Annotated in this window: 22 protein-coding genes and 2 pseudogenes; 16 read left to right on the forward strand and 8 right to left on the reverse strand. The window is 70.2% G+C overall.

From position 1 onward, the window contains the following. The first annotated feature begins 122 nt into the window (after positions 1 to 122). From dapD to NBY65_RS06750, 4 genes are read left to right on the forward strand one after another with little or no spacing between them, the layout of a single operon-like run. The gene (dapD, locus tag NBY65_RS06735; RefSeq protein WP_150039999.1) at positions 123 to 971 is read left to right on the forward strand and encodes a 2,3,4,5-tetrahydropyridine-2,6-dicarboxylate N-succinyltransferase; all 849 of its coding nucleotides are present in this window, start codon (positions 123 to 125) and stop codon (positions 969 to 971) included. Next, positions 968 to 2101: a succinyl-diaminopimelate desuccinylase gene (gene dapE / locus NBY65_RS06740; RefSeq protein ID WP_150039998.1), complete on the forward strand. Its 1134-nt coding sequence runs from the start codon at positions 968 to 970 to the stop codon at positions 2099 to 2101. The genes dapD and dapE overlap by 4 nt, the downstream gene beginning before the upstream one ends. Continuing rightward, positions 2098 to 2679: a hypothetical protein gene (locus tag NBY65_RS06745; RefSeq protein ID WP_150039997.1), complete on the forward strand. Its 582-nt coding sequence runs from the start codon at positions 2098 to 2100 to the stop codon at positions 2677 to 2679. The genes dapE and NBY65_RS06745 overlap by 4 nt, the downstream gene beginning before the upstream one ends. Then, a complete protein-coding gene (locus tag NBY65_RS06750) occupies positions 2679 to 3254 on the forward strand; it encodes a hypothetical protein (protein WP_150039996.1) in 576 nt (191 codons plus the stop codon). Before NBY65_RS06745 ends, NBY65_RS06750 begins: the two co-directional genes overlap by 1 nt. A gap of 9 nt (positions 3255 to 3263) precedes the next feature. Here the strand turns inward: NBY65_RS06750 and truA are convergent, their stop codons facing one another. From truA to def, 3 genes are read right to left on the reverse strand one after another with little or no spacing between them, the layout of a single operon-like run. Then, positions 3264 to 4067, reverse strand: a complete 804-nt coding sequence (gene truA, locus NBY65_RS06755; RefSeq protein WP_150039995.1) for a tRNA pseudouridine(38-40) synthase TruA — start codon at positions 4065 to 4067, stop codon at positions 3264 to 3266. Next, positions 4067 to 4972, reverse strand: a complete 906-nt coding sequence (gene fmt, locus NBY65_RS06760) for a methionyl-tRNA formyltransferase (RefSeq protein ID WP_150039994.1) — start codon at positions 4970 to 4972, stop codon at positions 4067 to 4069. Before fmt ends, truA begins: the two co-directional genes overlap by 1 nt. A 2-nt stretch (positions 4973 to 4974) precedes the next feature. Next, positions 4975 to 5538 (reverse strand): peptide deformylase, encoded by a 564-nt coding sequence (def, locus tag NBY65_RS06765; protein WP_150039993.1) that lies wholly within the window; start codon positions 5536 to 5538, stop codon positions 4975 to 4977. Positions 5539 to 5678: 140 nt separating this feature from the next. Between def and NBY65_RS06770 the strand changes: the two genes are divergently transcribed. Next, positions 5679 to 6131: an Hsp20 family protein gene (locus NBY65_RS06770; RefSeq protein ID WP_150039992.1), complete on the forward strand. Its 453-nt coding sequence runs from the start codon at positions 5679 to 5681 to the stop codon at positions 6129 to 6131. A 69-nt stretch (positions 6132 to 6200) separates the two neighbouring features. Next, the gene (locus NBY65_RS06775; protein WP_150039991.1) at positions 6201 to 6452 is read left to right on the forward strand and encodes a DUF1150 family protein; all 252 of its coding nucleotides are present in this window, start codon (positions 6201 to 6203) and stop codon (positions 6450 to 6452) included. Positions 6453 to 6538: 86 nt separating this feature from the next. Here NBY65_RS06775 and NBY65_RS06780 read toward each other — a convergent pair whose 3' ends face one another. After that, complete coding sequence (locus NBY65_RS06780) at positions 6539 to 7663, reverse strand: DEAD/DEAH box helicase (protein WP_150039990.1); 1125 nt, start codon at positions 7661 to 7663, stop codon at positions 6539 to 6541. 416 nt (positions 7664 to 8079) lie between these two features. Between NBY65_RS06780 and NBY65_RS06785 the strand changes: the two genes are divergently transcribed. The 3 genes from NBY65_RS06785 to NBY65_RS06795 all read left to right on the forward strand — a co-directional run bounded on the left by NBY65_RS06785 (position 8080) and on the right by NBY65_RS06795 (position 12233). Next, positions 8080 to 9252 (forward strand): mandelate racemase/muconate lactonizing enzyme family protein, encoded by a 1173-nt coding sequence (locus NBY65_RS06785; RefSeq protein ID WP_150039989.1) that lies wholly within the window; start codon positions 8080 to 8082, stop codon positions 9250 to 9252. Positions 9253 to 9303: 51 nt separating this feature from the next. Then, complete coding sequence (locus NBY65_RS06790) at positions 9304 to 10254, forward strand: mitochondrial fission ELM1 family protein (protein ID WP_239002719.1); 951 nt, start codon at positions 9304 to 9306, stop codon at positions 10252 to 10254. A gap of 80 nt (positions 10255 to 10334) precedes the next feature. Then, positions 10335 to 12233 carry a hypothetical protein gene (locus tag NBY65_RS06795; RefSeq protein WP_150039988.1) on the forward strand — a complete coding sequence of 633 codons (1899 nt, stop codon included), beginning with the start codon at positions 10335 to 10337 and terminating at the stop codon, positions 12231 to 12233. Positions 12234 to 12521: 288 nt separating this feature from the next. Here NBY65_RS06795 and NBY65_RS06800 read toward each other — a convergent pair whose 3' ends face one another. Both NBY65_RS06800 and NBY65_RS06805 read right to left on the reverse strand, forming a co-directional pair. Then, positions 12522 to 12695, reverse strand: a complete 174-nt coding sequence (locus NBY65_RS06800) for a hypothetical protein (RefSeq protein WP_162530472.1) — start codon at positions 12693 to 12695, stop codon at positions 12522 to 12524. Positions 12696 to 12858: 163 nt separating this feature from the next. After that, positions 12859 to 13590 (reverse strand): CHASE2 domain-containing protein, encoded by a 732-nt coding sequence (locus NBY65_RS06805; protein WP_250265758.1) that lies wholly within the window; start codon positions 13588 to 13590, stop codon positions 12859 to 12861. Between NBY65_RS06805 and NBY65_RS06810 the strand changes: the two genes are divergently transcribed. The 6 genes and pseudogenes from NBY65_RS06810 to NBY65_RS06830 all read left to right on the forward strand — a co-directional run bounded on the left by NBY65_RS06810 (position 13578) and on the right by NBY65_RS06830 (position 19007). After that, positions 13578 to 13766 carry a hypothetical protein gene (locus NBY65_RS06810; protein WP_239002726.1) on the forward strand — a complete coding sequence of 63 codons (189 nt, stop codon included), beginning with the start codon at positions 13578 to 13580 and terminating at the stop codon, positions 13764 to 13766. The genes NBY65_RS06805 and NBY65_RS06810 overlap by 13 nt on opposite strands. A gap of 463 nt (positions 13767 to 14229) precedes the next feature. Next, a pseudogene (locus tag NBY65_RS06815) lies at positions 14230 to 15101 on the forward strand (CHAT domain-containing protein). A 5-nt stretch (positions 15102 to 15106) separates the two neighbouring features. Beyond that, the gene (locus NBY65_RS06820; protein WP_150039984.1) at positions 15107 to 15880 is read left to right on the forward strand and encodes a DUF928 domain-containing protein; all 774 of its coding nucleotides are present in this window, start codon (positions 15107 to 15109) and stop codon (positions 15878 to 15880) included. A gap of 240 nt (positions 15881 to 16120) precedes the next feature. Next, a pseudogene (locus NBY65_RS34045) lies at positions 16121 to 16333 on the forward strand (POTRA domain-containing protein); the annotation flags it as partial. 511 nt (positions 16334 to 16844) lie between these two features. Further along, positions 16845 to 17603, forward strand: coding sequence for a ShlB/FhaC/HecB family hemolysin secretion/activation protein (locus NBY65_RS06825; RefSeq protein ID WP_150039983.1), 759 nt, complete (start codon positions 16845 to 16847; stop codon positions 17601 to 17603). Between the two features lie 177 nt (positions 17604 to 17780). Then, on the forward strand, positions 17781 to 19007 hold the full coding sequence (locus NBY65_RS06830; protein ID WP_150039982.1) for an Ig-like domain-containing protein: 1227 nt from the start codon (positions 17781 to 17783) through the stop codon (positions 19005 to 19007). A gap of 271 nt (positions 19008 to 19278) precedes the next feature. Here the strand turns inward: NBY65_RS06830 and NBY65_RS34050 are convergent, their stop codons facing one another. Together NBY65_RS34050 and NBY65_RS06835 are read right to left on the reverse strand one after the other, a co-directional pair. Continuing rightward, positions 19279 to 19470 carry a polyphosphate kinase 2 family protein gene (locus NBY65_RS34050; RefSeq protein ID WP_408904185.1) on the reverse strand — a complete coding sequence of 64 codons (192 nt, stop codon included), beginning with the start codon at positions 19468 to 19470 and terminating at the stop codon, positions 19279 to 19281. Beyond that, the gene (locus tag NBY65_RS06835; RefSeq protein ID WP_203330415.1) at positions 19448 to 19654 is read right to left on the reverse strand and encodes a hypothetical protein; all 207 of its coding nucleotides are present in this window, start codon (positions 19652 to 19654) and stop codon (positions 19448 to 19450) included. The genes NBY65_RS34050 and NBY65_RS06835 overlap by 23 nt, the downstream gene beginning before the upstream one ends. Positions 19655 to 19827: 173 nt before the next feature. Here NBY65_RS06835 and NBY65_RS06840 point away from each other — a divergent pair, with 173 nt between their 5' ends. After that, positions 19828 to 21921 (forward strand): 3-hydroxyacyl-CoA dehydrogenase NAD-binding domain-containing protein, encoded by a 2094-nt coding sequence (locus tag NBY65_RS06840; RefSeq protein ID WP_150039981.1) that lies wholly within the window; start codon positions 19828 to 19830, stop codon positions 21919 to 21921. Positions 21922 to 22003 lie beyond the last annotated feature (82 nt).

Here is a 22003-nt window from a genome sequence, read left to right on the forward strand (position 1 = left end):
CCGCCCTCCCCGCGCGCGCCCGCATCCGATTGACACCTGCCGGGCGCCTGCGCATCGTCCGCCGCAACCGTCGGCCGGCACGCGGCATGCGTGTGGCCTGTTCCAGCGAGAGTGCACCTGCCATGTCCGACCATCCGCTCCGCCAGACCATCGAACAGCTTTGGGAGCGCCGGGAGACGCTCACCCCCGCCACCACCGGTGAGCCACGCCGCGCGATCGAGCAGGCCCTGGCGCTGCTGGACTGGGGCGAGGCGCGCGTCGCCACGCCCGCCGGGCACAATGAGGGGGGCTGGCGCGTCAACGAATGGCTCAAGAAGGCGGTGCTGCTGTCGTTCCGGATCAATGACAGCGCGCTGGTGCACGGCGCCGGCGGCGCGCCGGTCTGGGACAAGGTGCCGATGAAGTTCAGCGGCTGGGATGCCGCCCGCTTCCGCCAGGGCGGCTTCCGGGCCGTGCCGGGCGCGGTGGTGCGCCGCAGCGCCTACATCGCCCCGGGCGTCGTGCTGATGCCCTGCTTCGTCAATGTCGGCGCCTATGTCGATCGCGGCACCATGATCGATACCTGGGCCACCGTCGGCAGTTGCGCGCAGATCGGCAAGAACTGCCATCTCTCCGGCGGCGTCGGCATCGGCGGCGTGCTGGAGCCGCTGCAGGCCGCCCCCACCATCATCGAGGACGATTGCTTCATCGGCGCCCGCTCCGAGGTGGTCGAGGGCGTCATCGTCGAGCGCGGCTCGGTGCTGGCGATGGGCGTGTTCATCAGCGCCAGCACCAAGATCATCGACCGCAACACCGGCGAGGTGTTCGTCGGCCGCGTGCCCGCCTATTCGGTGGTGGTGCCGGGCAACCTGCCGGGCAAGCCGCTGCCGGACGGCTCGCCGGGCCCCTCGCTTGCCTGCGCCGTCATCGTCAAGCGCGTGGACGAAGGCACGCGGGCGAAGACCTCCATCAACGAATTGCTGCGCGATTGACCCCCGCCCCGCTGCACGACCCGCTGCCGCTCGCCCAGGCGCTGATCCGCTGCGCCTCGGTGACGCCGGCGGATGCGGGCGCCCAGGCCGTGCTCGCCGAGACGCTGGAACGGTTGGGCTTCACCGTCACCCGCCTGCGCTTCGGCGAGATCGAGAACCTGTTCGCCCGCATCGGCACCGCCGGCCCGCATCTCTGCTTCGCCGGACACACCGACGTGGTGCCGGCGGGTGATGCCGGCTGGTCCGCCGGGCCGTTCGACGGCACCGTGCGCGATGGCATGCTCTATGGCCGCGGCGCCTGCGACATGAAGGGGGCGGTCGCCGCCTTCGTGGCCGCCTGCGCCGGGCATCTCGCGGATGGCCCGCCGCGCGGCTCGATCAGCCTGCTGATCACCGGCGACGAGGAAGGGGTCGCGATCGACGGCACGGCGCGCGTGCTGGAATGGATGGCGGAAGCCGGGCAGGTGCCCGATTTCTGCGTCGTCGGCGAGCCCACCAACCCGGCCCGGCTGGGCGAGATGATCAAGATCGGCCGCCGCGGCAGCCTGAACGCGCGCATCGCCGTGCATGGCCGGCAGGGCCACGTCGCCTATCCGCACCGGGCCGACAATCCGGTGCACCGGCTGGTGCACGTGCTCTCGGCGCTGACCGCGGCGCCGCTGGATGCCGGCAGCGACTGGTTCGAGCCCTCCAGCCTGCAGGTCACCAGCATCGACGTCGGCAACCCCGCCACCAACGTCATTCCCGCCATCGCCCGCGCCGCGCTGAACATCCGCTTCAACGACCGCCACAGCGGCGCCACGCTCACCGCCTGGCTGCGGGCGGTGCTGGCGCAACATGCCGGGCAGTTCGAGCTGGAGGTGGCGGTCAGCGGCGAAAGCTTCCTCACCGCGCCCGGCCCGCTGCTGGAGCGGCTGCAGGCGGCGGTCCACGGCGTCACCGGCCTCGAGCCGCAGCTCGACACCGGCGGCGGCACCTCGGATGCGCGCTTCATCTCCCGGCTCTGCCCGGTCGCCGAGTTCGGCCTGGTCGGCAGCACCATGCACCAGGTGGACGAGCGCGTGCCGGTCGAGGACCTGCGCCAGCTCGCCCGTGTCTATCGTCACCTGCTGGACACGGTGCTGACATGACTGCCTCCCTGCCGCAACGGCGCAGCGTCATGCGCGGCATCCTGCAACTGGCCCTGCTGCGGGCCGGCGGCATGGAGCAGTTCGGCGACAGCCGCCAGTGCTTCCTCAACAGCCTCGCCCCGCTGGTTGCCTTTCCGCTGGTGGGCGGCGTGCTCGGCATGGTCTCCGGGGCCGGCGTCGACGCCCTGGCCGGGCTGCTCGGCACGCTGGTGGCGCTGCTGACCCCGCCCGTGCTGTCGCACCTGCTGGCGCGGCTGTGGCGGCGCGAGGCGGAATGGCTGCGCTACGCCACCGCCTTCAACTGGTCGCGCTGGGCGATGCTGCTCGCGCTCAGCACGTCGCTGCTGCTGATCGGCCTGTTCGGCACCATGGGCCTGACGCAACGCGGCGCGGTAGGGCTGGGGCTGCTGGCGGTCGCCATCTATGGCTTCGTGCTCGATGCCTTCGTGGCACGGGTCGGGCTGCGGCTGTCCTGGGGACGGGCGGTGCTGCTGGTGCTGGCGGTGAACCTGGGGGCGGCGCTGCTGTTTCTCGGCCCACGCGTGATCGCGGGGCTGCAGGCCCTGCCCCCGGCGTAATGGCCGGGTCGTGGGGCACGGCGCTGCACGGCGCCCTGCTGCTGGCGCGGGGACGGGCCGAGGGCCTGCAGTTGATCGCCGCCCCGCCGGAAGACGAAATGACCGTCGCCGCCCGCAGCTTCTGGGCGGCGGTGCTGTGCCTGCCGGCCTTCCTCTGCCTGCACCTGCTGGACTGGGCGCAGGGGCGGGTGCCGATGCCGGACCAGCCCGGCCAGGCGCTGGTGCTCGACCTGCTGGGCTACGTGGTCGGCTGGGTCGGCTTCGCGCTGCTCTCGCACGTGATGGCCGCCAGCCTGGGGCGGGACCATCGCTGGCCGATCTTCATCACCGCCTGGAACTGGTGCAACGTCGTCCAGTACCTGATCCTGACCGGCGCCATCGTGCCGGAGCTGCTGCACGTGCCGCCCCTGGTGGCGCAGACCCTGTGGCTGGCGGCGATGGGCTGGGCGCTGTGGCTGGAATGGTACGCCACCCGCCTGTCGCTCGCCGTGCCCGGCTTCACGGCGGCCCTGCTGGTGGCCACCGATTTCACGCTCGGGTTGTTCCTGCTCGGCTTTACCGAATCGATTCGCTGATCCCGCCCGTCAGGATCCGCAGACAGGTTCCCGTTCCGGAATATCAACGACCGTCGTCGTGAACGGATCCGGATCGTAGCGCACCCGTGTCAGCGCCAGCCCCTCGGGCGGGGCGGTCGGGCCGGCGGCCCGGCGGTCCCGCGCCGCCAGTGCCTCGGCTACCCGTCCGACCGGCCAGCGCCCCTCGCCCACCAGCTTCAGCGTGCCGGTCATGTTGCGCACCTGGTGATGCAGGAAGCTGCGCGCCTCCGCCACGATCTCCACCAGCTCGCCCTGCCGCGTCACTTCCAGCCGGTCCAGCGTGCGCAACGGGCTCCTGGCCTGACAGGCGGCGGCACGGAAGGAGGAGAAATCGTGCCGGCCGAGCAGCAGCCGCGCCGCCGCCGCCATCGCCGGCACGTCGAGGTCGCGCTCGACATGCCAGACCCGCCCCTCCAGCAGCCCCGGCCGCGGCCGGCGGTTGAGGATGCGGTAGCGATAGCCCCGCCCGACAGCCGAGAAACGAGCGTTCCAGCCCTCCGGTGCCAGCGCCGCCCGCAGCACCACCAGCCGATGCGGCTTCATGTGGAAATTCAGCGCATCCCGCAGCCGATCCGGCGGGAAGGCAGCGGGCAGGTCGATCTGCGCCACCTGCCCTTCGGCATGCACGCCCGCATCGGTGCGCCCGGCCACCACGCTCGGCACCGGCGCGCCGCCGGCCAGCCGGGAGGCGGCCTGTTCCAGCACGGCCTGCAGCGACAGGCCCTGTGCCTGCATCTGCCAGCCGACGAACCCGGTACCGTCGTACTCCAGCAGCAGCGCGTAGCGAGGCATCAGCCCAGCCTGGTGCCCGCCGCGATCCGGCGTCCCCGCAGGAAGGCGGCCGCATCCATGGCGCCGCGACCGGGCGCCTGCACGCGCAGCAGCCGCAGCGCGCCGGACCCGCAGGCGACCAGCAACGCCTCGTCGAGCACCGTTCCGGGCTCCCCCGCCCCCGCTTCCGGCCGCGCCGCCAGCACCTTCAGCGGGGCGCCGTCCAGCAGGGTGAAGGTGCCCGGCCAGGGATTGAGCGCGCGCACGCGCCGCTCCAGCACCGCCACGTCCTGCGTCCAGTCGAGCTTCCCGTCCTCGCGCGTGAGCTTGGCGGCATAGGTGGCGCCCTCGGCGGGCTGGGGCACCGGTTCCGGCGCCTCGTCCAGCGCACGCAGGACCAGTTGCGCCCCCAGCTCGGCCAGGGCGTCGTGCAACTCGGGGGTGGTGGTGGCGGGCGTGATCGGCACTGACCCGCGCAGCAGCATCGGCCCGGTGTCGAGCCCGGAATCGACCTGCATGATGGTGACCCCGGTCTCGGTGTCGCCGGCGAGCAGCGCCGCCTGGATCGGGGCGGCGCCGCGCCAGCGCGGCAACAGGCTGGCATGGATGTTGATGCAACCGCGGCGCGGTGCCACCAGCATGGGATCGGGGATGATCAGCCCATAGGCCGCCACCACCGCCGCATCCAGCCCGAGCGCCGCGAACGCCGCATGCTCGGCGGTGTCCTTGCGCAGCCGCGCCGGCGTGCGCACAGGCAGCCCGAGCGCCTCCGCCGCCGCATGCACCGGGCAGGGATGCACGGCATGGCCGCGGCCGGCCGGGCGCGGTGGCTGGCAATAGACCGCCACGATCTCGTGCCCGGCCGCGTGCAGCGCCCGCAGCGCCGGCACGGCGAAATCCGGGCTGCCCATGAAAGCCAGTCGCACGGCTACTTCGCCTTCTGCCGCTGCTCCTTGACGAGCCGGCGCATGATGATGTTGCGCCTGAGCACGGAAAGGTGGTCGACGAACAGCACGCCGTCGAGATGGTCGATCTCGTGCTGCAGGCAGGCGCCCAGCAGGTCCTGCCCCTCGATTTCCCGCCGCGCCCCGGTCTCGTCGGTGTAGCGGACGCGCACCAGCGCCGGGCGGGTGACCTGGGCATACTGGCCGGGCAGCGACAGGCAGCCTTCTTCCCGGGTGGCCAGGGCGTCGCTCTCGGCGACCACTTCGGGATTGATCAGCACGATCGGGGTGCGCCGGTTGTCGCGCTGCAGGTCGATGATGGCCATGCGCAGCCCCACCCCGACCTGCGGCGCCGCCAGCCCGATGCCCGGCGCCCGGTACATCGTCTCGAACATGCGCGCGATCAGGGCCTGGACCTCGCCATGGTCGGCCTCCGTCACCGGGCGCGCGCGCGCCTTCAGCACCGGATGCGGCGCGACCAGGATGGGCAGGGTCTCGATCTCATCCAGGACAGGGGCAGGTGAAGCTTCGGTGACGGGATCACTCATGCCGCCGATGTAGCGTCGCCCAGCCGCCGGATCAACGCCCACGGGGCTTGCATCGCAGCGGAGCGCTGCCAAAATACGTCACGACGGGTTGCCGCGAACGGGGCCCGGCCACTGCTTCGCTCTCACGAGGAGGCCTGAACTTGACGACGCGCGTATTCACTTCCCCGATGTTCCTGGGGTTCGATCACCTCGAGCAGATGCTCGAACGGGCGTCGAAATCCTCGTCCGACGGGTACCCGCCCTACAATATCGAGCAGATCAGCCCGACCGGCCTGCGCATCACCCTCGCCGTCGCCGGCTTCACCATGGACGACCTGCAGATCACGCAGGAAGACAACCAGCTGGTGATCCGCGGACGCCAATCGGACGACAGCCAGGGGCGCGTGTTCCTGCACCGCGGCATCGCCGCCCGGCAGTTCCAGCGCGCCTTCGTCATGGCCGAGGGCATCGAGGTCCGCGGTGCCTGGCTCGACAACGGCCTGCTGCACATCGACCTCGCACGGCCGCAACCGGAAAGCCGGGTGAAGACCATCCAGATCCGCCGGGCCGGAAATGGCGGCGGTGCCGTGGTGACGGGCCCACGCGAGGACTGACGGCCCGAACCCGATCAAGGGTTGCGGCGTTGCTGCAGAAGGGGGCGCCGAACCCACAGGAGACAGAAAATGACCATTGATTCGGCCGAAAATTTGAATGCTGCCTCGCCTGAGCCCATCGATATCCGCCATCTGACCACCGACCAGCTCGCCAAGCTCGGCGTCTCTCAGATCGCCTACGTCAAACCGGTGATGATGAACGGCAGCACCGCCTATGCCATCCACGCCGCGGACGGCACGCCCATGGCCGTGGCCGGCGACCGCAACCTCGCCATCGCCGCCGTGCATCAGCACGAGATGCTGGCGACCCTGGTGCACTGAAAAGAATGGGTTCCAAGGGCCAAAGGCCCTTGGTGGAGGTCCAGGAGGCGAAGCCTCCTGGTCGGGTGCGGGGCAAAGCCTCGCCGTTATGCCGCCTGCAGCACCGGCACCTTGATGCGCATCAGCTTCTCGATATCGCGCAGGTAGGGCCGCTCGTCCGGCCCGCACAGGCTGATCGCCACGCCTGACGCACCGGCGCGCGCCGTGCGGCCGATCCGGTGCACATAGCTTTCCGGAACGTTCGGCAGGTCGAAATTGACCACGTGGGTCACCCCGTCCACGTCGATGCCGCGGGCGGCGATGTCGGTCGCCACCAGCACGCGGGTGACGCCCGCCCGGAACGCGCCCAGCGCCCGCTCGCGCTGGCCCTGGCTCTTGTTGCCATGGATGGCGACTGCCTCGATGCCATGCGCGTCGAGGTCCTTCACCACGCGATCGGCGCCGTGCTTGGTACGGGTGAACACCAATGTGCGCCCCTCCCCCGCCCGGGCCAGCAGGTTGCGCAGCGCCGACCGCTTGGCGGTCTGCTCGACGAACAGCACGTGCTGGGCGATACGCTCGGCCGGGGTGGAAATCGGGGCGACGGACACCCGGACCGGGTCGCGCAGCAGGCCGGAAGCCAGCTTGGCGATCTCGGGCGGCATGGTGGCGGTGAACAGCAGGGTCTGGCGCCCGGTCGGGAGCATCGCGGCGATCCGCCGGATCGGCACGATGAAGCCGAGGTCGAGCATATGGTCGGCCTCGTCCAGCACCAGCACCTCGACCGCATCGAGGCGCAGGGCGCGGTCGCCGACATGGTCAAGCAGGCGGCCCGGGGTGGCGACCAGCACGTCGACGCCGCCGGCGATGGCGCGGGCCTGGCGCAGCTTGGGCACGCCGCCGAACATCAGCGCCACGCGCAGCCCGGTGTGGCGGGCATAGGCCCGCACGTTGTCGGCGATCTGCCCGGCAAGCTCGCGCGTGGGCGCGAGGATCAGGGCGCGGCAGGTCTTCGGCGCCGGACGGGCACCCGAAGCGGCAAGGCGGTGCAGGATGGGCAGCGCGAAGGCAGCGGTCTTGCCGGTGCCGGTCTGGGCGATGCCCTGGACGTCGTGCCCGGCCAGCACCTGCGGGATCGCCTGCGCCTGGATCGGGGTAGGGGTCGTATAACCCTCGGTCGCCAGCGCCTTGAGCAGGGCGGGGGACAGGCCGAAGGTGGAGAAGTCGGTCATCAGGTCTCTTTCACATCGACGCGTCGCCACGCCACGCGGTGGTCGCGCGGCGGACGCGTCATCACGATCGGCAGGATCGCGGACCGGCGCATTCGTTTGGGAAAAGCGGGCTACCTGGGGGTGCGCCCGATCCCTGCATATTGCCAGGGACACGCACGGGCGGGCAGCGCACGAAACCACATCAGGGCGCGCACCCCATGTATGGGTATCCGCGACGGCGGCGTCAAGGGAAACGGGCTCCGGGAGCGGTTGTTGCGCACCGGCACGCAGTCCCGGCTGCGCAGCGCGCGAGGAACCTGGAAGGGCCTTCACCCGGTTTTCCCGCCTCCGTTCACGTACCGGAATGTAGCGCGCCGCGCGCTGGCATGGGACCGGCGCACGCGCCAGAGTGCGGCGCCGCGACGGAGGAAACAGCCATGGTCCGTATCGTCGACATCCGCGAGGTGACGCGTCCGATCGCCTCGCCGATCCGCAACGCCTATATCGATTTTTCGAAGATGACGACCAGTCTTGTCGCCGTGGTCACCGACGTGGTGCGCGACGGCAGGCGCGTGGTCGGCTACGGCTTCAACTCCAATGGTCGCTACGGCCAGGGCGGATTGATCCGCGAGCGTTTCGCCCCGCGCCTGCTGGAAGCCCCGCCGGAAAGCCTGCTGGATGCGGATGGCGGGAACCTCGATCCCAATCGCGTCTGGGCGGCGATGATGGCCAACGAGAAGCCGGGCGGGCATGGCGAGCGCTCGGTGGCGGTGGGCACGCTCGACATGGCGGTGTGGGATGCGGTCGCCAAGATCGCCGACAAGCCGCTGTTCCGGCTGCTGGCCGAGCACCACGGCGTGGTGGCCGAGCCCTGCGTCTTCGTCTACGCCGCCGGCGGCTACTACCATCCGGGCAAGGACCTGGCGGCGCTGCGGGCGGAAATGCGGTCCTATCTCGACCGCGGCTACACCGTGGTGAAGATGAAGATCGGCGGCGCCTCCATCGACGAGGACCAGCGGCGGATCGAGGCGGTGCTGGCCGAGTTGGGGCACCACGGCCATGCACGGCTGGCGGTGGACGCCAATGGCCGCTTCGACCTGGAAACCGCCATCGCCTACGCGAAGATGCTGCGGCGCTACGACCTGTTCTGGTACGAGGAGCCCGGCGATCCGCTTGACTATCGCCTGCAGACGGCCCTGGCCGAATTCTATCCGGGGGCGATGGCGGTAGGGGAAAACCTGTTCAGCCACCAGGACGCGCGCAACCTGATCCGGTATGGCGGACTGCGTCCCGACCGCGACTGGCTGCAGTTCGACTGCACCCTGAGCTATGGCCTGAGTGAATACCTGCGCACATTGAAGATGCTGCACGAGGCCGGCTGGTCGTGGCGGCGCTGCATCCCGCATGGCGGCCATCAGATGTCGCTGGCCATCGCCGCCGGGCTGGGCCTGGGCGGCAGTGAGAACTACCCGGACCTGTTCCAGCCCTATGGCGGCTTCCCCGACGGCGTGCGGGTGGAGGCGGGACAGGTCACCCTGCCCGAGCTGCCGGGCATCGGCTTCGAGGGCAAGAGCGATCTTCACGCGGTGATGCGCGAGCTTGCCGAATGATCCCGACCGCATCGGATTGACCATCCAGGGGCGGAGGGACAGAACCGGCCGATGCTGCCCGCCCGCTCCTGGATCCTGACCGAAGACTATGCCGGCATGCGCAGCCAGGCGCTCGGCTTCGCGGAAGCCGCCGGGCTCACGCCCGAGCTCCGCACGCTGCGGCCGCGTGGCCTGTGGCGGCACGTGCCGGCGGCGTGGTGGCCGCGGCCGCTGGCGGCGATCGCGCCGGAGGGCATCGCGCCGCCCCTGGCGGAGCTGGTCATCGGCTGTGGCGGCAAGCCGGCGGCGGTGGTCGCGGCGCTGGCGCCGCGGATGCGCGCGGTGATTTTGCAGAACCCGCGCATGTCGCCACGGAAATTCGACCTGGTGGTGGCGGCGCGCCACGACGAGCTGACCGGGCCGAACGTCCTGGTCACGCGCACGGCGCTGCATCGCGTGACCCCGGCGCGGCTGGCCGAGGCCGGCACGCTCTGGGCGTCACGTCTGGCCCACCTGCCCCGCCCCCTGGTCGCGGTGCTGGTGGGCGGCACCAATGGCCGCTTCCGGCTGGACGCCGAGGTAGGCGGCCGGCTGGCGCAGGATCTCGCGCGGATGATGCAGGGCGACCGGGTCGGGCTGGCGGTCACGCCCTCGCGCCGGACCGACCCGGCCGTACTCCGCATCCTGCGGGACACGCTGGCGCCGCTCGGGGCCTTCGTGTGGGACATGACCGGCGACAATCCCTATTTCGGCATGCTGGCGCTGGCGGATGCGATCGTGGTGACCGGTGATTCGGTCTCGATGGTGTCGGAGGCGGTGGCGACGCCGGCACCGGTGATGGTGGCGGAACTGCCCGGGCGGTCGCGCCGGATCGGCCTGTTCCTGCGCGGGTTGCTCGCCGATGGCCGGATCAGGCCGTTCGAGGGCGCCTTCGCCCACTGGCCGGTCGAACCGCTGGACGACACCGCCGCGGTGGCCGCCGAGATGTGCCGCCGCTTCGGCTATACGCCCGCCACCGGCTGATCCGCTCCGGCTGTTGTGACCGGCAGACCCCGCCACTTGCCGGCACCGTCAGCGCGACAACCGGACAGGGGGAGCAGCGCATGCTGGACATCCGGACCTTCGACGCGCGGCGGGGCGGCAACGTGCTCTACAAGGCGCTCGCGCATCCGCTCGCGGCCGAGGCCATCGCCGCGCTGTACGACCGCCTTCGGCGGGACGGCCCGGTGGCGGTGGTCGATCCCGAGGACGTCATCGAGCCGCTGCTGGCGCTGCATCCCGCCGCCCCGCCGATCGCCGGGCTGTTCGTGCAGGACGTCATGGCAATCGGCCGCGTGCGCGCGGGGCTGACGGCGCGCCCCCTGACCGAGCTGCCGCACAGCGGCGTGCGGCAGGTGCTGGTCGCGGCCTTCGAGGCGGAACGCATCGTCGCGCGCCTGCGCCCCCTGCTGCCCCCTGGCGCCGGGATCGTCACGCTGGATGCGGCGCGGCTGCCGGCTTCGCTGCTGACCAATCCCCGCCGCTATCTGGACCCGCTCAATTTCGCCACGAACTTCGCCTTCTTCCGCGAGCAGGCCGGGCTCTCGACGCGCCTGGTCACGGCCAATTACTGGGCGGGCTACGGCGCCACCGCGGTGCGGCTGTGGCTGCGGCTCTACGACGCCGCCGGAACCGTGCTCGCCACCTGGGAGGAAACCCTGCCCGAGGGGCCCGCCGGCCTGGTCATCGACAGCGCGGCGGTGCGCACGCGCTTCGGCCTGCCCGAGTTCACCGGGCAGCTTTTCCTGCATGCGATCGGGGTGACCGGGCACGACGTGGTGAAATACGCGCTCGACACCTTCGGGCAGGGCGACGATGCCAGCCTGTCCTGCACCCACGATGCCAATGCCTGGCCCGCCGACCGCTACGCCGGCCTGCCGGCGCCGGCCCCGGGCGAGCGCGTGATCCTGTGGGTGCAGAACAGCCACGCCGTGCCGATCCCGCCCGCTGCGCTCGCGCTCGATCGCATGGGGGCGGAACAGCCGGTGCCCCTGGCCGAACCGGTGCCGCCCTTCGCCTCTGTCGCGTTGGACGTGGCGACGTTGCTGCCCCGGCTGGCCTGGCCCGCACAGATCGAAGTGCGGACCGGCCGGCACCTGGTCCGCCCCCGCTACGAAGTCTTGCGCGAGGGTCGTACCCGCATCGCCCATGTGAACGTCGAACGGGCCGACCTGCAGCCCGATCCGCAGATCCCGCGCCTGCCGGCCCCGCTCGGGCGCGGCTACCTGCTGCCGCTGCCGGTGCTGCCACGGACACGCTTCCGCACGCTGATCCTGCCCACGCCGATGGCGACGACCCAGGCCGAATTGCCGCTGCGCCTCGACGTATTCGACCCGCAGGGCAGGCCGGTCGCCGGACATTTCCTCGGTTGCCTGCCGCGCGACCACGCCCTGGCGGTGGACCTCGACGACATCCTGCCGGCGCAGGCCCTGGCCGAAGGCGGACATGCCGAGCTGGTCTACGATTTTCGCGCCGGCGGCACGGCGGATGGCTGGCTGCACGGCCTCGTGCGCGCGGAAGAGCGCAGCAGCGGCCACGCCGCCGAGAGCAGCTTCGGCGCGCATATCTTCAACGTGCCGATGACCTATCGCGACGAGCCGCAATCCTACGCGGGGCCACCCCCAGGCTTGTCCACGCGGCTGTTCCTCCGCCTCGGCGACGCCACGCAGCCCGGCTTCGCGGTGCTGATCTATCCGGCCTCCGCGGCATGGCACGCCAGTTCGGACACAAAACTGCTGCTGCATGACGCGGCCGGACAGGTGATCGCCGAAAAGGCGATCGCGATCCCCTGCTCGGGGTCGGCGCTGGTGTTCCCGCAGGCGCTGTTCGGGGAAGCGCTGCTGGCACGAGCAGGCGCGCAAGGCTACGTGCTGGTGCGCGACGCCGGCTGCCGGCTTTTCGGCTATCATGGATTGATGCGCGAGAATGGCCGCTTCAGCCTCGACCACATGTTTGGATTCTGACCGGCTGGCCGCATCGCACGGCCGCGCCTGTTGCGGCCGCGCCGATCGCGGCGCTGAATTCGCGCCGGATCGGGAACAGTGGAGCCAGGGCAATGACGAAAGACGGCAGCGGGCAACTGGCACCTTCCGGACGCGATCCCGCTGGACCACAGCCCGCAACGGCTCAGGGCGAGACAATCCGTCGCCAGCCGCCCGGCGCTGGGTGGCCACCCAGCGCCGGGCGCTCCCTTCGGAACAGGGGCAATTTAGCACCGCCGCCTGTAACAAGGGCAAAGCCCTGGCCTTTTCTTAATCTTCGAGCACATGGCAAACCACCGGCTGCGCCTTCCCTTTGGCGAAGACCGGGCCGATCGCACGCAACCGGAACGCATCGCCCAGCAAGGCCCGGGTCGTCCCGCTGACGAGCACCGTGCAGGCCGGCGTGCCTTCCCCGGTCCTCGTCAGCCGCTTTGCCGCGGTCATGATGCGCGCGGCGGCGCCACAGCTCCTCGGCGATCGGCGCGGACACATGCGCCGAGAACAGCCGCATCAGCACGGCGCGCTGCGCCGCCTCGGCGTAGCTCACGATGGCGGCGCTGAGCAGGGTGGCGCCGAGCCAGCCAGTGACGAACGGCACCACCGGCAGTCAAAGCCCGGCCAGGAAGGCGGCATGGACGGTCACGAACAGCAGGACGGTGCCACCGGCACTGACCACGGCCAGCAGCCAAAGCTGGCGCACCCCCACGCCCGCCACCGCGCCCAGCAGCACGAGCAGGCCGATCAACGGGGATTCCACCGGTCGCGGCAGCGGGCGCGTGGGTACCAGGCCCTCGAGCCCGTGCGCCACCAGTTGGGCCGCGAACAGCCCGTGCAGGGTGACGCCGGGCAACAGGTGTTCGCTGACCGCGTTCATCGGCGTGGCCACGGGATCCTTGACGCTGTCGGCGGCGGTGCCGAGCACGGCGATCCGGCCCCGCAGCGCCGCCGCCAGCACTTTGCCCTCCAGCAGGTCGCGCAGGGGAAAGGCGCGCAATCGCGTGGCCGGGCGGAATTCACGCAGGATCTGGTAGCCGCGCGTATCAAGCCGGGCGTAGCCGCCGACCGTGCCGTCGAGCGGCCCCAGCGACACGCGGCCCAGGCGGAGGAAGCCTTGTGCATCGGCTGCCGGTTCCAGGCCCGCATCGGCCAGATAGAGCAGGGCGAGCTTCAGGCTGAACGCTTCCCCCCATCCGTCCTTGCCGCTGAGATAGAGCAAACCGCGCCGCGCCACGCCGCCACGATCGAGCACCAGATCGGAAAACCCGTTGCGGTCAGAGGCCCGGATGGAAGCAGGCGCCGGAATGCCGCCCCGCAGCGCCGCCGCCGATGCGTCGGACAGCCTTTGGCGGGCGGCTCGCCCATGACGCCCTGCAACGGGCCGGACGGCTGGCCGAACAGCGCCACGATGCCCGCGCCGCGTCATTGAGCCTGGGGTCCCTGGGCGAGCTGTACGCAACCGCCGGCCGGCGCACGGAAGCGGCGATGCTGGCCGCGCAGGCGATCTTCCAGGCGTAGCAGGTCGGGGCGACGGACCTGCTGTACCGCTGGGAATGGCTGCGCGGTCGCCGCCAACCGGCGGGCCGTCGTGGCGCTGCAGACCGTCCGCCCGGACATTCCCGTCGATTATGCCGATGGCCGTTCCTCGTTCCGCGAGACCATCGGCCCGCTTTACCTCGAACTCACCGACCTGCTGCTGCAGGAAGCGGCCGGGCGCAACGGCCAGCCGCAAACGGCCCCGCTGCTGCTGGAAGCGCGCACCACGATGGAGGCGCTCAAGACCGCGGAGGTGCGTGACTACTTCCGCGATCCCTGCCTCGCGCCGCTACAGGCGCACGGCACCGGCGCCTCCGGCACCCCGGGGCGGACGGCGACGCTCTATCCGATCATCCTGGGGGACCGCCTCGAATTGCTGCTTGCCTTCACCGATGGCCGGCAGCTTCAGGTCATCACCCGCATCGACGAAGCCAGCCTCGGCGCGATGGTGCGCCAGTTGCGGCGCGAGCTGGAAACGGTGGGCACGCGGGAATTCCTGCCGTCATCACAGCGCCTTTACGATTTGGTGCTGCGGCCGCTGGAACCGGAGCTCGCCGCGCGGCAGGTCGAGACGCTGATCGTCGTGCCCGATGGCGTGCTGCGCAGCATCCCCTTCGGTGCCCTGCATGACGGCCGGCATTTCCTGACCGAACGCTATGCCGTCGCCACCGAACTCGGCCTGACCCTGTTCGATCCCAAACCGATCGCGCGCCAGCAGTTGCGTGCCCTGCTGTCGGGCCTGTCGAAATCGGTGCAGGACTATCCGCCGCTACCCTTCGTCACCGACGAGATCCGTTCGCTCAGCCACATCGCCCGCGACAACACCGTGCTCACCGACAACAGTTCCGCAGCCTGCGCATCGAGCAGGCGCTGCAGAGGGTGCCTTATTCGGTCATCCACATCGCCTCGCACGGCGAATTCAGCAGCGATCCCGACAGGTCCTTCATCCTGACCTATGACGGGCGCCTCACCCTCGATGAACTGGAAGCCGCGGTGAAGCAGGGCGCGTTCCGTGACCAGCCGCTCGAGTTGCTCACGCTGAGCGCCTGCCAGACCGCCGCAGGCGATGACCGAGCGGCGCTCGGCCTTGCCGGCATCGCCATCAAGGCCGGAGCGCGCAGTGCTGTCGCCAGCCTGTGGTCCATCAACGACGAAGCCACTTCCCGGCTGATCACCCGATTCTACGAGCAATTGCACGCACCGGGCATGAACAAGGCACAGGCGCTGCAGACGGTCCAGATGGAACTGATCCGCGAGCCGCGCTTCCGCCATCCCGGCTACTGGTCTCCGTTCCTCGTCATCGGCAACTGGCTGTAGGATCCATGGAACGGCCTGCACAAGATCCGGCCGCCCCACTGCAGGCCCGCAGACGGCTCTGGCTCGGCCTGCTTGCCATGTGCGTCGTCCCCCCGGCCGCGGCGCAGCCGAAACAGGACACTCCCCCCGCCTCCGCCAAGGCCGGATCGGGAAACGAGTCCCCGCGCACCATCCGCTACGTCCCGCGCCACGACCGCGGCGCCCCGGAGAGCCGGGTCAGCGGCGGCACGCGCGGACAGGAGGCCGGGCAGATGCGGATCGACGTGCTGGCCCCCCGGCAGGTTGGCCTGACCCTGCAGCCGCAGCCAACGCTCTACTGGTTCAGTTCGCGGCCGGTCACGGCCCAGGTCGAGATCACCCTGGTCATCGACGACGCCACCAACAGGACCATCCTGAAGACACCGCTGCCGGGACCGCTGCAAGCGGGCATCCATGGCTTCCCCCTCGCGGCCACCAGGGCGCGGCTGACGCGCGAGGTCGATTACCAGTGGACCGTCACCATCGTGCTGTCGCCGCAGGCGCCATCACGCAACATCGTCGCGAGCGGCATGATCAGGCAGGTCGGTTCGGCGCCAGGCGAGAGCACGATCACGGCGAACCGGCCGGATGCTGCCGCCTATGCGCTGGCCGGGATATGGTACGATGCGGTCGACGCACTCTGCCGCGACATCGCCCTCGCTCCCGGCGACCGCCAACTGCGGCTGCAGCGCGCGTTCCTGCTCGACCAGGTCGGATTGCACGAGGCGGCCGCCTTCGACCGGCAAAATCCCCAGCCATGAGCGGCAGCTTCGCCCGCCATTGCCGTAGCGCCGGCCATACCCGGGATCCATGCCACGGTGACGGCGCGTCCCCTGGCCTGCCGGACACGGGTCCTGCCGGCCTGTCTCGCGATCTTGCTGGGCGCCCCGGCAGGCATGCCCCGGGCCGCCGACGCGCCGCAGCCACGCCGCCCCGCCTTCGTGCTGCCGGTGGTGCCGCCCGCCGCCCCCGGGCCGACGCGCCCGATGGGGCCAGGCTTCATGCTCCGCCGGGTGGAGGTCACCGACAACACGGTGCTGCCGGACTCCGTCATCACCGACCTGACCACGCCGTTCGTCGGCCATGCCATCGACGCGGCCGGCCTCGAGGAACTGCGCACCCGGCTGACGATGGCCTATGTCGAGCGCGGCTACATCAATTCGGGCGCCGTCCTGCCGGACCAGGAAATCCGGGACGGCGTCGTGACCTACCGCGTGATCGAGGGACGGGTCACCGACATCGAGGTCACCGGCACAAGATGGCTCTCGCCCCGCTACGTGCGCAACCGGCTGGCCAACATCACCCCGCCCCTCAACATCCATAACCTGGAAGCGCATGTCCAGTTTTTGCTGCAGGATCCAGTGATCCAGCGCATGAACGTCGAACTGGTGCCCGGCCTGGCCCCCGGCGAGGCCCGGCTGGTGGCCGAGGTGACCGAACGCCCGTTGCTCTCGCTGGGGGCCAGCGTCTCCAACGACACGCCGCCGAATGTCGGCAGCCTGCATGGCCAGCTCAACGCCACGCTGCGCAGCCTGACGGGATGGGGCGATGCGCTGGACCTGTATTACGGCCGCACCGGCGGCATGAACGAAGGCAGCGTGGCCTGGGCCCTGCCCCTGACCGAAGGCGGCACCACCTTCTCCGTCCGGTGGGACTACAACGGGGCCGGCGTGGTCTCCGAGCCATTCCAGGACCTTAACATCGACAGCACCACCCAGACCGTCGGTGTCGCCGTCAGCGTTCCGCTCTATCGCAGCGTCGCGCGCGCTGACGTTCACCCTGGGCCTCGACCGCCGCAGCAACGATACCTCGCTGCTCGGCGAGCCGTTCTCGTTTTCACCGGGATATGTCGATGGCCACGCCAGCGCCAGCATCCTGCGGCTGTCGCTGGACTGGATCGACCGGCGCACCGACCAGGTGATCGCGCTGCGCTCCACGCTCAGCCGTGGCCTCCCCATCCTGGGCGCGACCAATCCCACGCAACCGCCGAACGCGGACTTCACGACGTGGCTCGGACAGGCGCAGTACGTGCACAGCGTGCTCGGCACCTGGCAGGTGATCGGTCGCGGCGCCGTGCAGCTCACCAACGCACCGCTGCTGCCGTTCGAGCAACTGGCGATCGGCGGCGGCACCACGGTGCGAGGCTACCGGCAGAACGCGCTGGTGCGCGACAACGGGGACCTTCTCTCCGTCGAAGGGCGGATTCCCATCCTCGACCTGTCGGTGCCGGGTGTCGCCGCATGGGACTGGCGCGGCCCGCTGCAGTTCGCACCCTTCATCGACTACGGTGGCGGCTGGAACACGCGCTATCCCACGTCACGTCCCCGCAGCATCTGGAGCATCGGCGCCGGCCTGCGCTGGGACATCCCCGACCGGCTGTCCGTGCAGGTCTATTACGGCCACGCGATGACCAGCCTCAATCCGCCGGATCACGACCTGCAGGACGACGGCATCTACTTCCGCATTACCGCCCTGCCGTTCTGACCGCCGGAACAGGACCCATCCCGTCCGGCAGCGTAACCTGACCAAGCCGGATCAGGTAAAAGCACGTCGAATTTTGATAATTATCATTTGCACTCCACGCAATATAATTCACTTGCCTTTTATTTTACAAATTATATGGTCGCTTATCATTGATTATAAATTAATAAGGACAGCAAAATGACAGGAATTTTTCTAGATGATATTTCAACTCCTGACGCCTTTGCTCATCAATTTGTTTCCTTGGAAGCCGGACCGAATTTCATCGATGCTTTCGGAACACCACAAGCCGGCGGGGCCTTCCCGCCGCTGTCGCCCGGGCGGCATGGCACCCCGCGCTCCGGCCCGTCATCGGATTGGCCCGGGAACCACCCGCCGCAATCCCGCGCGAAGGACACCAGCCGGCCGGTGCTGGTTGCCAGCTCCCCCGCGAACGGCGCCCACACGGTCGCCCCCGGCGCCAACATCGTCCTGACCTTCAGCGAAGCGGTCCAGGCCGGACGAGGCAACATCATCATCCGCGGTGCCAAGGGCACCCCCTTGCGGACCATCCCGGTGACCGACGCCACGCAGGTCACCATCTCGGGCAACAAGGTCACGATCAATCCGGCCACGGACCTGCCCGCCGGCACCGGGTACCGCGTCAGCATGGCGGGCGGAGTCATCAGCGACCTGTCCGGCAATCCGTTCGCCGGCCTCCCGCAGGACAGGCTGTGCTTTCGCACCGCCCCCCGGCCGGCAGCAGACCACGGCTTCTCCATCACGCTTGTCTATTCCGGCAACCCGATCTACCGGCCCGCCTTCGAGGCAGCCGCCGCCCGATGGTCCCAGGTCATCACCAGGGATCTGCCGGATGTGGCGCAGTCCCGATGGGGCTGCATCGATGACCTGCGGATCGATGCCCGCGTCATGACAATGGACGGTGACGGGGGCCTCATCGGCAAGGCCACTCCCGACGCGTTCCGCAACGGCCGCCACGGGCTGCCGTATCATGGCACCATGGAATTCGATGCCGCGGATGTCGCCAATTTCTACGCCACCGGCCAGTTGCCCAAGGTCATCCTGCACGAGATGGGCCACGTGCTCGGACTGGGAACGCTGTGGTCCGATTTCGGCATGGTGTCCGGCAACGCCTACACGGGCGCACATGCCCTCGCACAATACCGGCTCCTGGCCCACGACCCGGCCCTGGCCTCCGTCCCGCTGGAAACCAATGGCGGCATCGGCACCGCCGGCGGGCATTGGGCGGAAACCACCTTCGGCAGCGAACTGCTGACCGGCTGGGCCACCGGTGGTCTCGAACTCAGCCGCATCACGGTCGGCAGCCTCGCCGATCTCGGCTACGGCGTGAACTATGCCGGGGCCGATCCCTACGTCCTGCCCGTGGCCCCCGACGGGATCACATAGGCCAGGATCGCACGGGCGGAGAGGCAACCGTCGCCGGCCGTGGCGATCAGAACGCCTCGGGCACGTAATGGCAGGGATAATCCAGCTCGGCATATTCCCCCCGCTTCTGCCGCTTCGGCAACGTCACCCGATCCTGCGGCAGGTCCTCGCAGAGGATCTGACGGAGCAGATGACTGATGATGTTCAGCCGGGCGCGCGAATAGTCGCATCACTAATGGAACGCCTCCAGGTCCATCGGCGAGAGCTTCCATAACTTGCGCCCGTCGTCGATCTATGCCTGCAATCGTCGTTCCTGCTCTTCCTGGCTGATCTCGAGCCAGTCTTTGACCAGGCTCACGCCGGACTGGAGCATGCCCGGCTCGATCTCGGCGATCCCCCGGAACACCCGCGGCGAGACACGCTCGGTGAGCGCCTTGATGGCACCGCCCTTGCCGGCGCCGTCACAGCCCTCGAAGAGAATGATCGCCCGCCCCCCTGTGGACCACCCAGCGCTGCAGCTTCACCAGTTCGACGTGAAGCGGGCGCAGGGCGGCCTCGTAATCCTTGCGGCTCATGCGCAGCGCCGGCCCCTCGCCGGCCGGCGCCTCCGCCGGCACGTCCAGTGTGCGCCGGGACGGTTGCTCGGGGGATTTCCGCGGGTTGGCCATGGCCACCTCCTGCACGAGCGGGAAACCGGGGCCGGGAATTGTTGCATCCAAAGTGCGCCTTTTGCCACCCCCGCCGCCTCTCTCCCTGGTTGGCAAGCGTTTCCGTCGCGCGCGCCGGCAAGGGCTGGGCTAAGATGGCAGATAATAAATCTGCAACAGGGACTGGCGCCGTCATGAAGCCTCTGGTCACCATCGAGCGGCACGGCGATGCGGCCGTGATCGTGATCGATAACCCGCCGGTCAACGCGCTGTCCGACCCGCTCCGCCGCGCCCTGCTGGCGGCCGTGCAGGAAGTGGTGGCCGACCCGGTGCTGCGCGCCGCCGTGATCGCCTGCGCCGGCCGGACCTTCATCGCCGGCGCCGACATCCGCGAGTTCGATTCCCCGCCCCCCGAGGTCTTCACCGGCACGATCAACGCCGCCATCGAGGCCTCGCCCAAGCCCTTCGTGGCGGCAATCCATGGCACGGCGCTCGGCGGCGGGTTCGAACTCGCCCTGGCCTGCCATGCCCGCATCATGGCCCCGGACGCCTATGTCGGCCTGCCGGAAACCCGGGTCGGGCTGATCCCCGGCGCGGGCGGCACCCAGCGCACGCCGCGACTCGCCGGGGCGGGGGTGGCGCTCGACCTGATCACCTCGGGCCGGCACGTGCCGGCCGACGAGGCGCTCCGGCTCGGCCTGGTGGACGAGATCGCGACCGATGTCCGGCGGGTGGCGATGGAACGCGCCCGGGCGCTCGTCGCGAGCGGGCAGTTGCCGCGGGCACGCGACCGGGCGGTGCCGGACATCACCTCGTCGGAGGCACGGGCGGCCTTCGCGGCGGCGGCGACGGCGGTGTGCAAGCGCAGCCGTGGCGCCACCGCCCCGGTCCGCGCCGCCGAGGCCGTGGGCTGGGCGCTCGACCTGCCCATCGACGTGGCGCTGGAACGCGAGCGCGTCACCTCGCTGGAGTTGCGCACCGGGCCGCAGTCGCGGGCGCTGCGCTACCTGTTCCATGCCGAACGCCAGGCGGCCCGCCTGCCGGCACGCGACGGACAGGACGTGCGAAGCTGGCCGGTGCAGCGCTGTGGCGTGGTCGGCGGCGGCGCCATGGGCACGGGCATCGCCATCTGCTTCGCCGATGCCGGGCTGGACGTGACCCTGGTCGAGGTCTCGGCCGAGGCGGCCCGCGCCGCCGAGAGCCGGATCAGCCTGACCTACGAGCGCCAGACCAAGGGCGGGCGGCTGAGCGAGGAGGCGCTGGAAGCGCGGATGGACCGGATCCACTTCGCCACCGGGCTCGACGCGCTGGCCGACGCCGCGCTGGTGGTGGAGGCGGTGGTCGAGGACCTGCCGACCAAGATCGAGGTGTTCCGCCGGCTGTCGGCGATCGTGCGGCGTGACTGCGTGCTCGCCTCCAACACGTCCTACCTGGACATCAACGTGCTGGCCGGCGTGGTGGACGCGCCGGAACGCGTGCTGGGCCTGCACTTCTTCAACCCGGCGCATGTCATGAAGCTGCTGGAGATCGTGCGCGGCGGGCGCACCGTCCCGGAAGCCCTGGCCACGGGCGTGGCGCTGGCGCGCCGGCTCGGCAAGGTCCCGGTGATCGCCGGCGTGTGCGAGGGCTTCATCGGCAACCGCCTCCTCGCGCGCTGGCGGCAGCAATGCGACTACCTGCTGGAGGAAGGCGCCTATCCGCAGGACGTGGACGCGGCGCTGGAGGCCCACGGCTTCGCCATGGGCCCCTACGCGGTGGCCGACCTGGCCGGGCTCGACATCGGCTGGGCAACCCGCAAGCGGCTGGCGCCCAAGCGCGACCCGCGGGCGCGCTGCGTTCCCATCGCCGACTGGATCTGCGAGCTTGGCCGGTTCGGCCAGAAGACCGGCGCCGGTTTCTACCTGCATGCCAATGGCCGGCGCGAGATCGACCCGGTGGTGACCGGGCTGGTCGAGCGCGCCTCGGCCGAACGCGGCCTCACCCGCCATCCGGTGGCGGCGGACGAGATCATCAGCCGGGTGCACGCGGCCATGGTGAACGAGGCCGCCCGCATCCTCGCCGAGGGGATCGCCCAGCGCCCCTCGGACATCGATGTCGTGCTGGTGCATGGCTATGGCTATCCCGCCTGGCGTGGCGGGCCGATGCACGAGGCCGACGGCATCGGCCTGCCCGAGATGCTGCGCCGCATCGAGTCGATGCACGACCGTGACGGGATCGGCTGGGAACCGGCACCACTGCTGCGCGAGATGGTGGCTGCCGGCAAGAGGTTCGCCGACCTGAACGTGTGAGGCGGCGTTGCTGCGGTTGACGGAGGCGCGGGACCAGATCGCCCGGCGGTGTGGTTGACGCGCTCCGCCGGCCAGTTAATGC

The organism is Rhodovastum atsumiense, from assembly GCF_937425535.1.
GTDB classification, from domain to species: Bacteria; Pseudomonadota; Alphaproteobacteria; order Acetobacterales; family Acetobacteraceae; genus Rhodovastum; species Rhodovastum atsumiense.

Bases quoted from the DNA above. Each gene is read 5' to 3' on its own strand.
- NBY65_RS06800 (WP_162530472.1), bottom strand. From the start codon at position 12,695: ATGACCGCGGCAAAGCGGCTGACGAGGACCGGGGAAGGCACGCCGGCC.
- dapD (WP_150039999.1), top strand. From the start codon at position 123: ATGTCCGACCATCCGCTCCGCCAGACCATCGAACAGCTTTGGGAGCGC.
- NBY65_RS06795 (WP_150039988.1), top strand. From the start codon at position 10,335: ATGCTGGACATCCGGACCTTCGACGCGCGGCGGGGCGGCAACGTGCTC.
- NBY65_RS06810 (WP_239002726.1), top strand. From the start codon at position 13,578: ATGCGTCGGACAGCCTTTGGCGGGCGGCTCGCCCATGACGCCCTGCAA.
- NBY65_RS06820 (WP_150039984.1), top strand. From the start codon at position 15,107: ATGGAACGGCCTGCACAAGATCCGGCCGCCCCACTGCAGGCCCGCAGA.
- def (WP_150039993.1), bottom strand. From the start codon at position 5,538: ATGAGTGATCCCGTCACCGAAGCTTCACCTGCCCCTGTCCTGGATGAG.
- NBY65_RS06830 (WP_150039982.1), top strand. From the start codon at position 17,781: ATGACAGGAATTTTTCTAGATGATATTTCAACTCCTGACGCCTTTGCT.
- truA (WP_150039995.1), bottom strand. From the start codon at position 4,067: ATGCCTCGCTACGCGCTGCTGCTGGAGTACGACGGTACCGGGTTCGTC.
- NBY65_RS06750 (WP_150039996.1), top strand. From the start codon at position 2,679: ATGGCCGGGTCGTGGGGCACGGCGCTGCACGGCGCCCTGCTGCTGGCG.
- NBY65_RS06780 (WP_150039990.1), bottom strand. From the start codon at position 7,663: ATGACCGACTTCTCCACCTTCGGCCTGTCCCCCGCCCTGCTCAAGGCG.
- NBY65_RS06840 (WP_150039981.1), top strand. From the start codon at position 19,828: ATGAAGCCTCTGGTCACCATCGAGCGGCACGGCGATGCGGCCGTGATC.
- NBY65_RS06790 (WP_239002719.1), top strand. From the start codon at position 9,304: ATGCTGCCCGCCCGCTCCTGGATCCTGACCGAAGACTATGCCGGCATG.
- NBY65_RS06835 (WP_203330415.1), bottom strand. From the start codon at position 19,654: ATGGCCAACCCGCGGAAATCCCCCGAGCAACCGTCCCGGCGCACACTG.
- NBY65_RS06745 (WP_150039997.1), top strand. From the start codon at position 2,098: ATGACTGCCTCCCTGCCGCAACGGCGCAGCGTCATGCGCGGCATCCTG.
- NBY65_RS06785 (WP_150039989.1), top strand. From the start codon at position 8,080: ATGGTCCGTATCGTCGACATCCGCGAGGTGACGCGTCCGATCGCCTCG.
- NBY65_RS06775 (WP_150039991.1), top strand. From the start codon at position 6,201: ATGACCATTGATTCGGCCGAAAATTTGAATGCTGCCTCGCCTGAGCCC.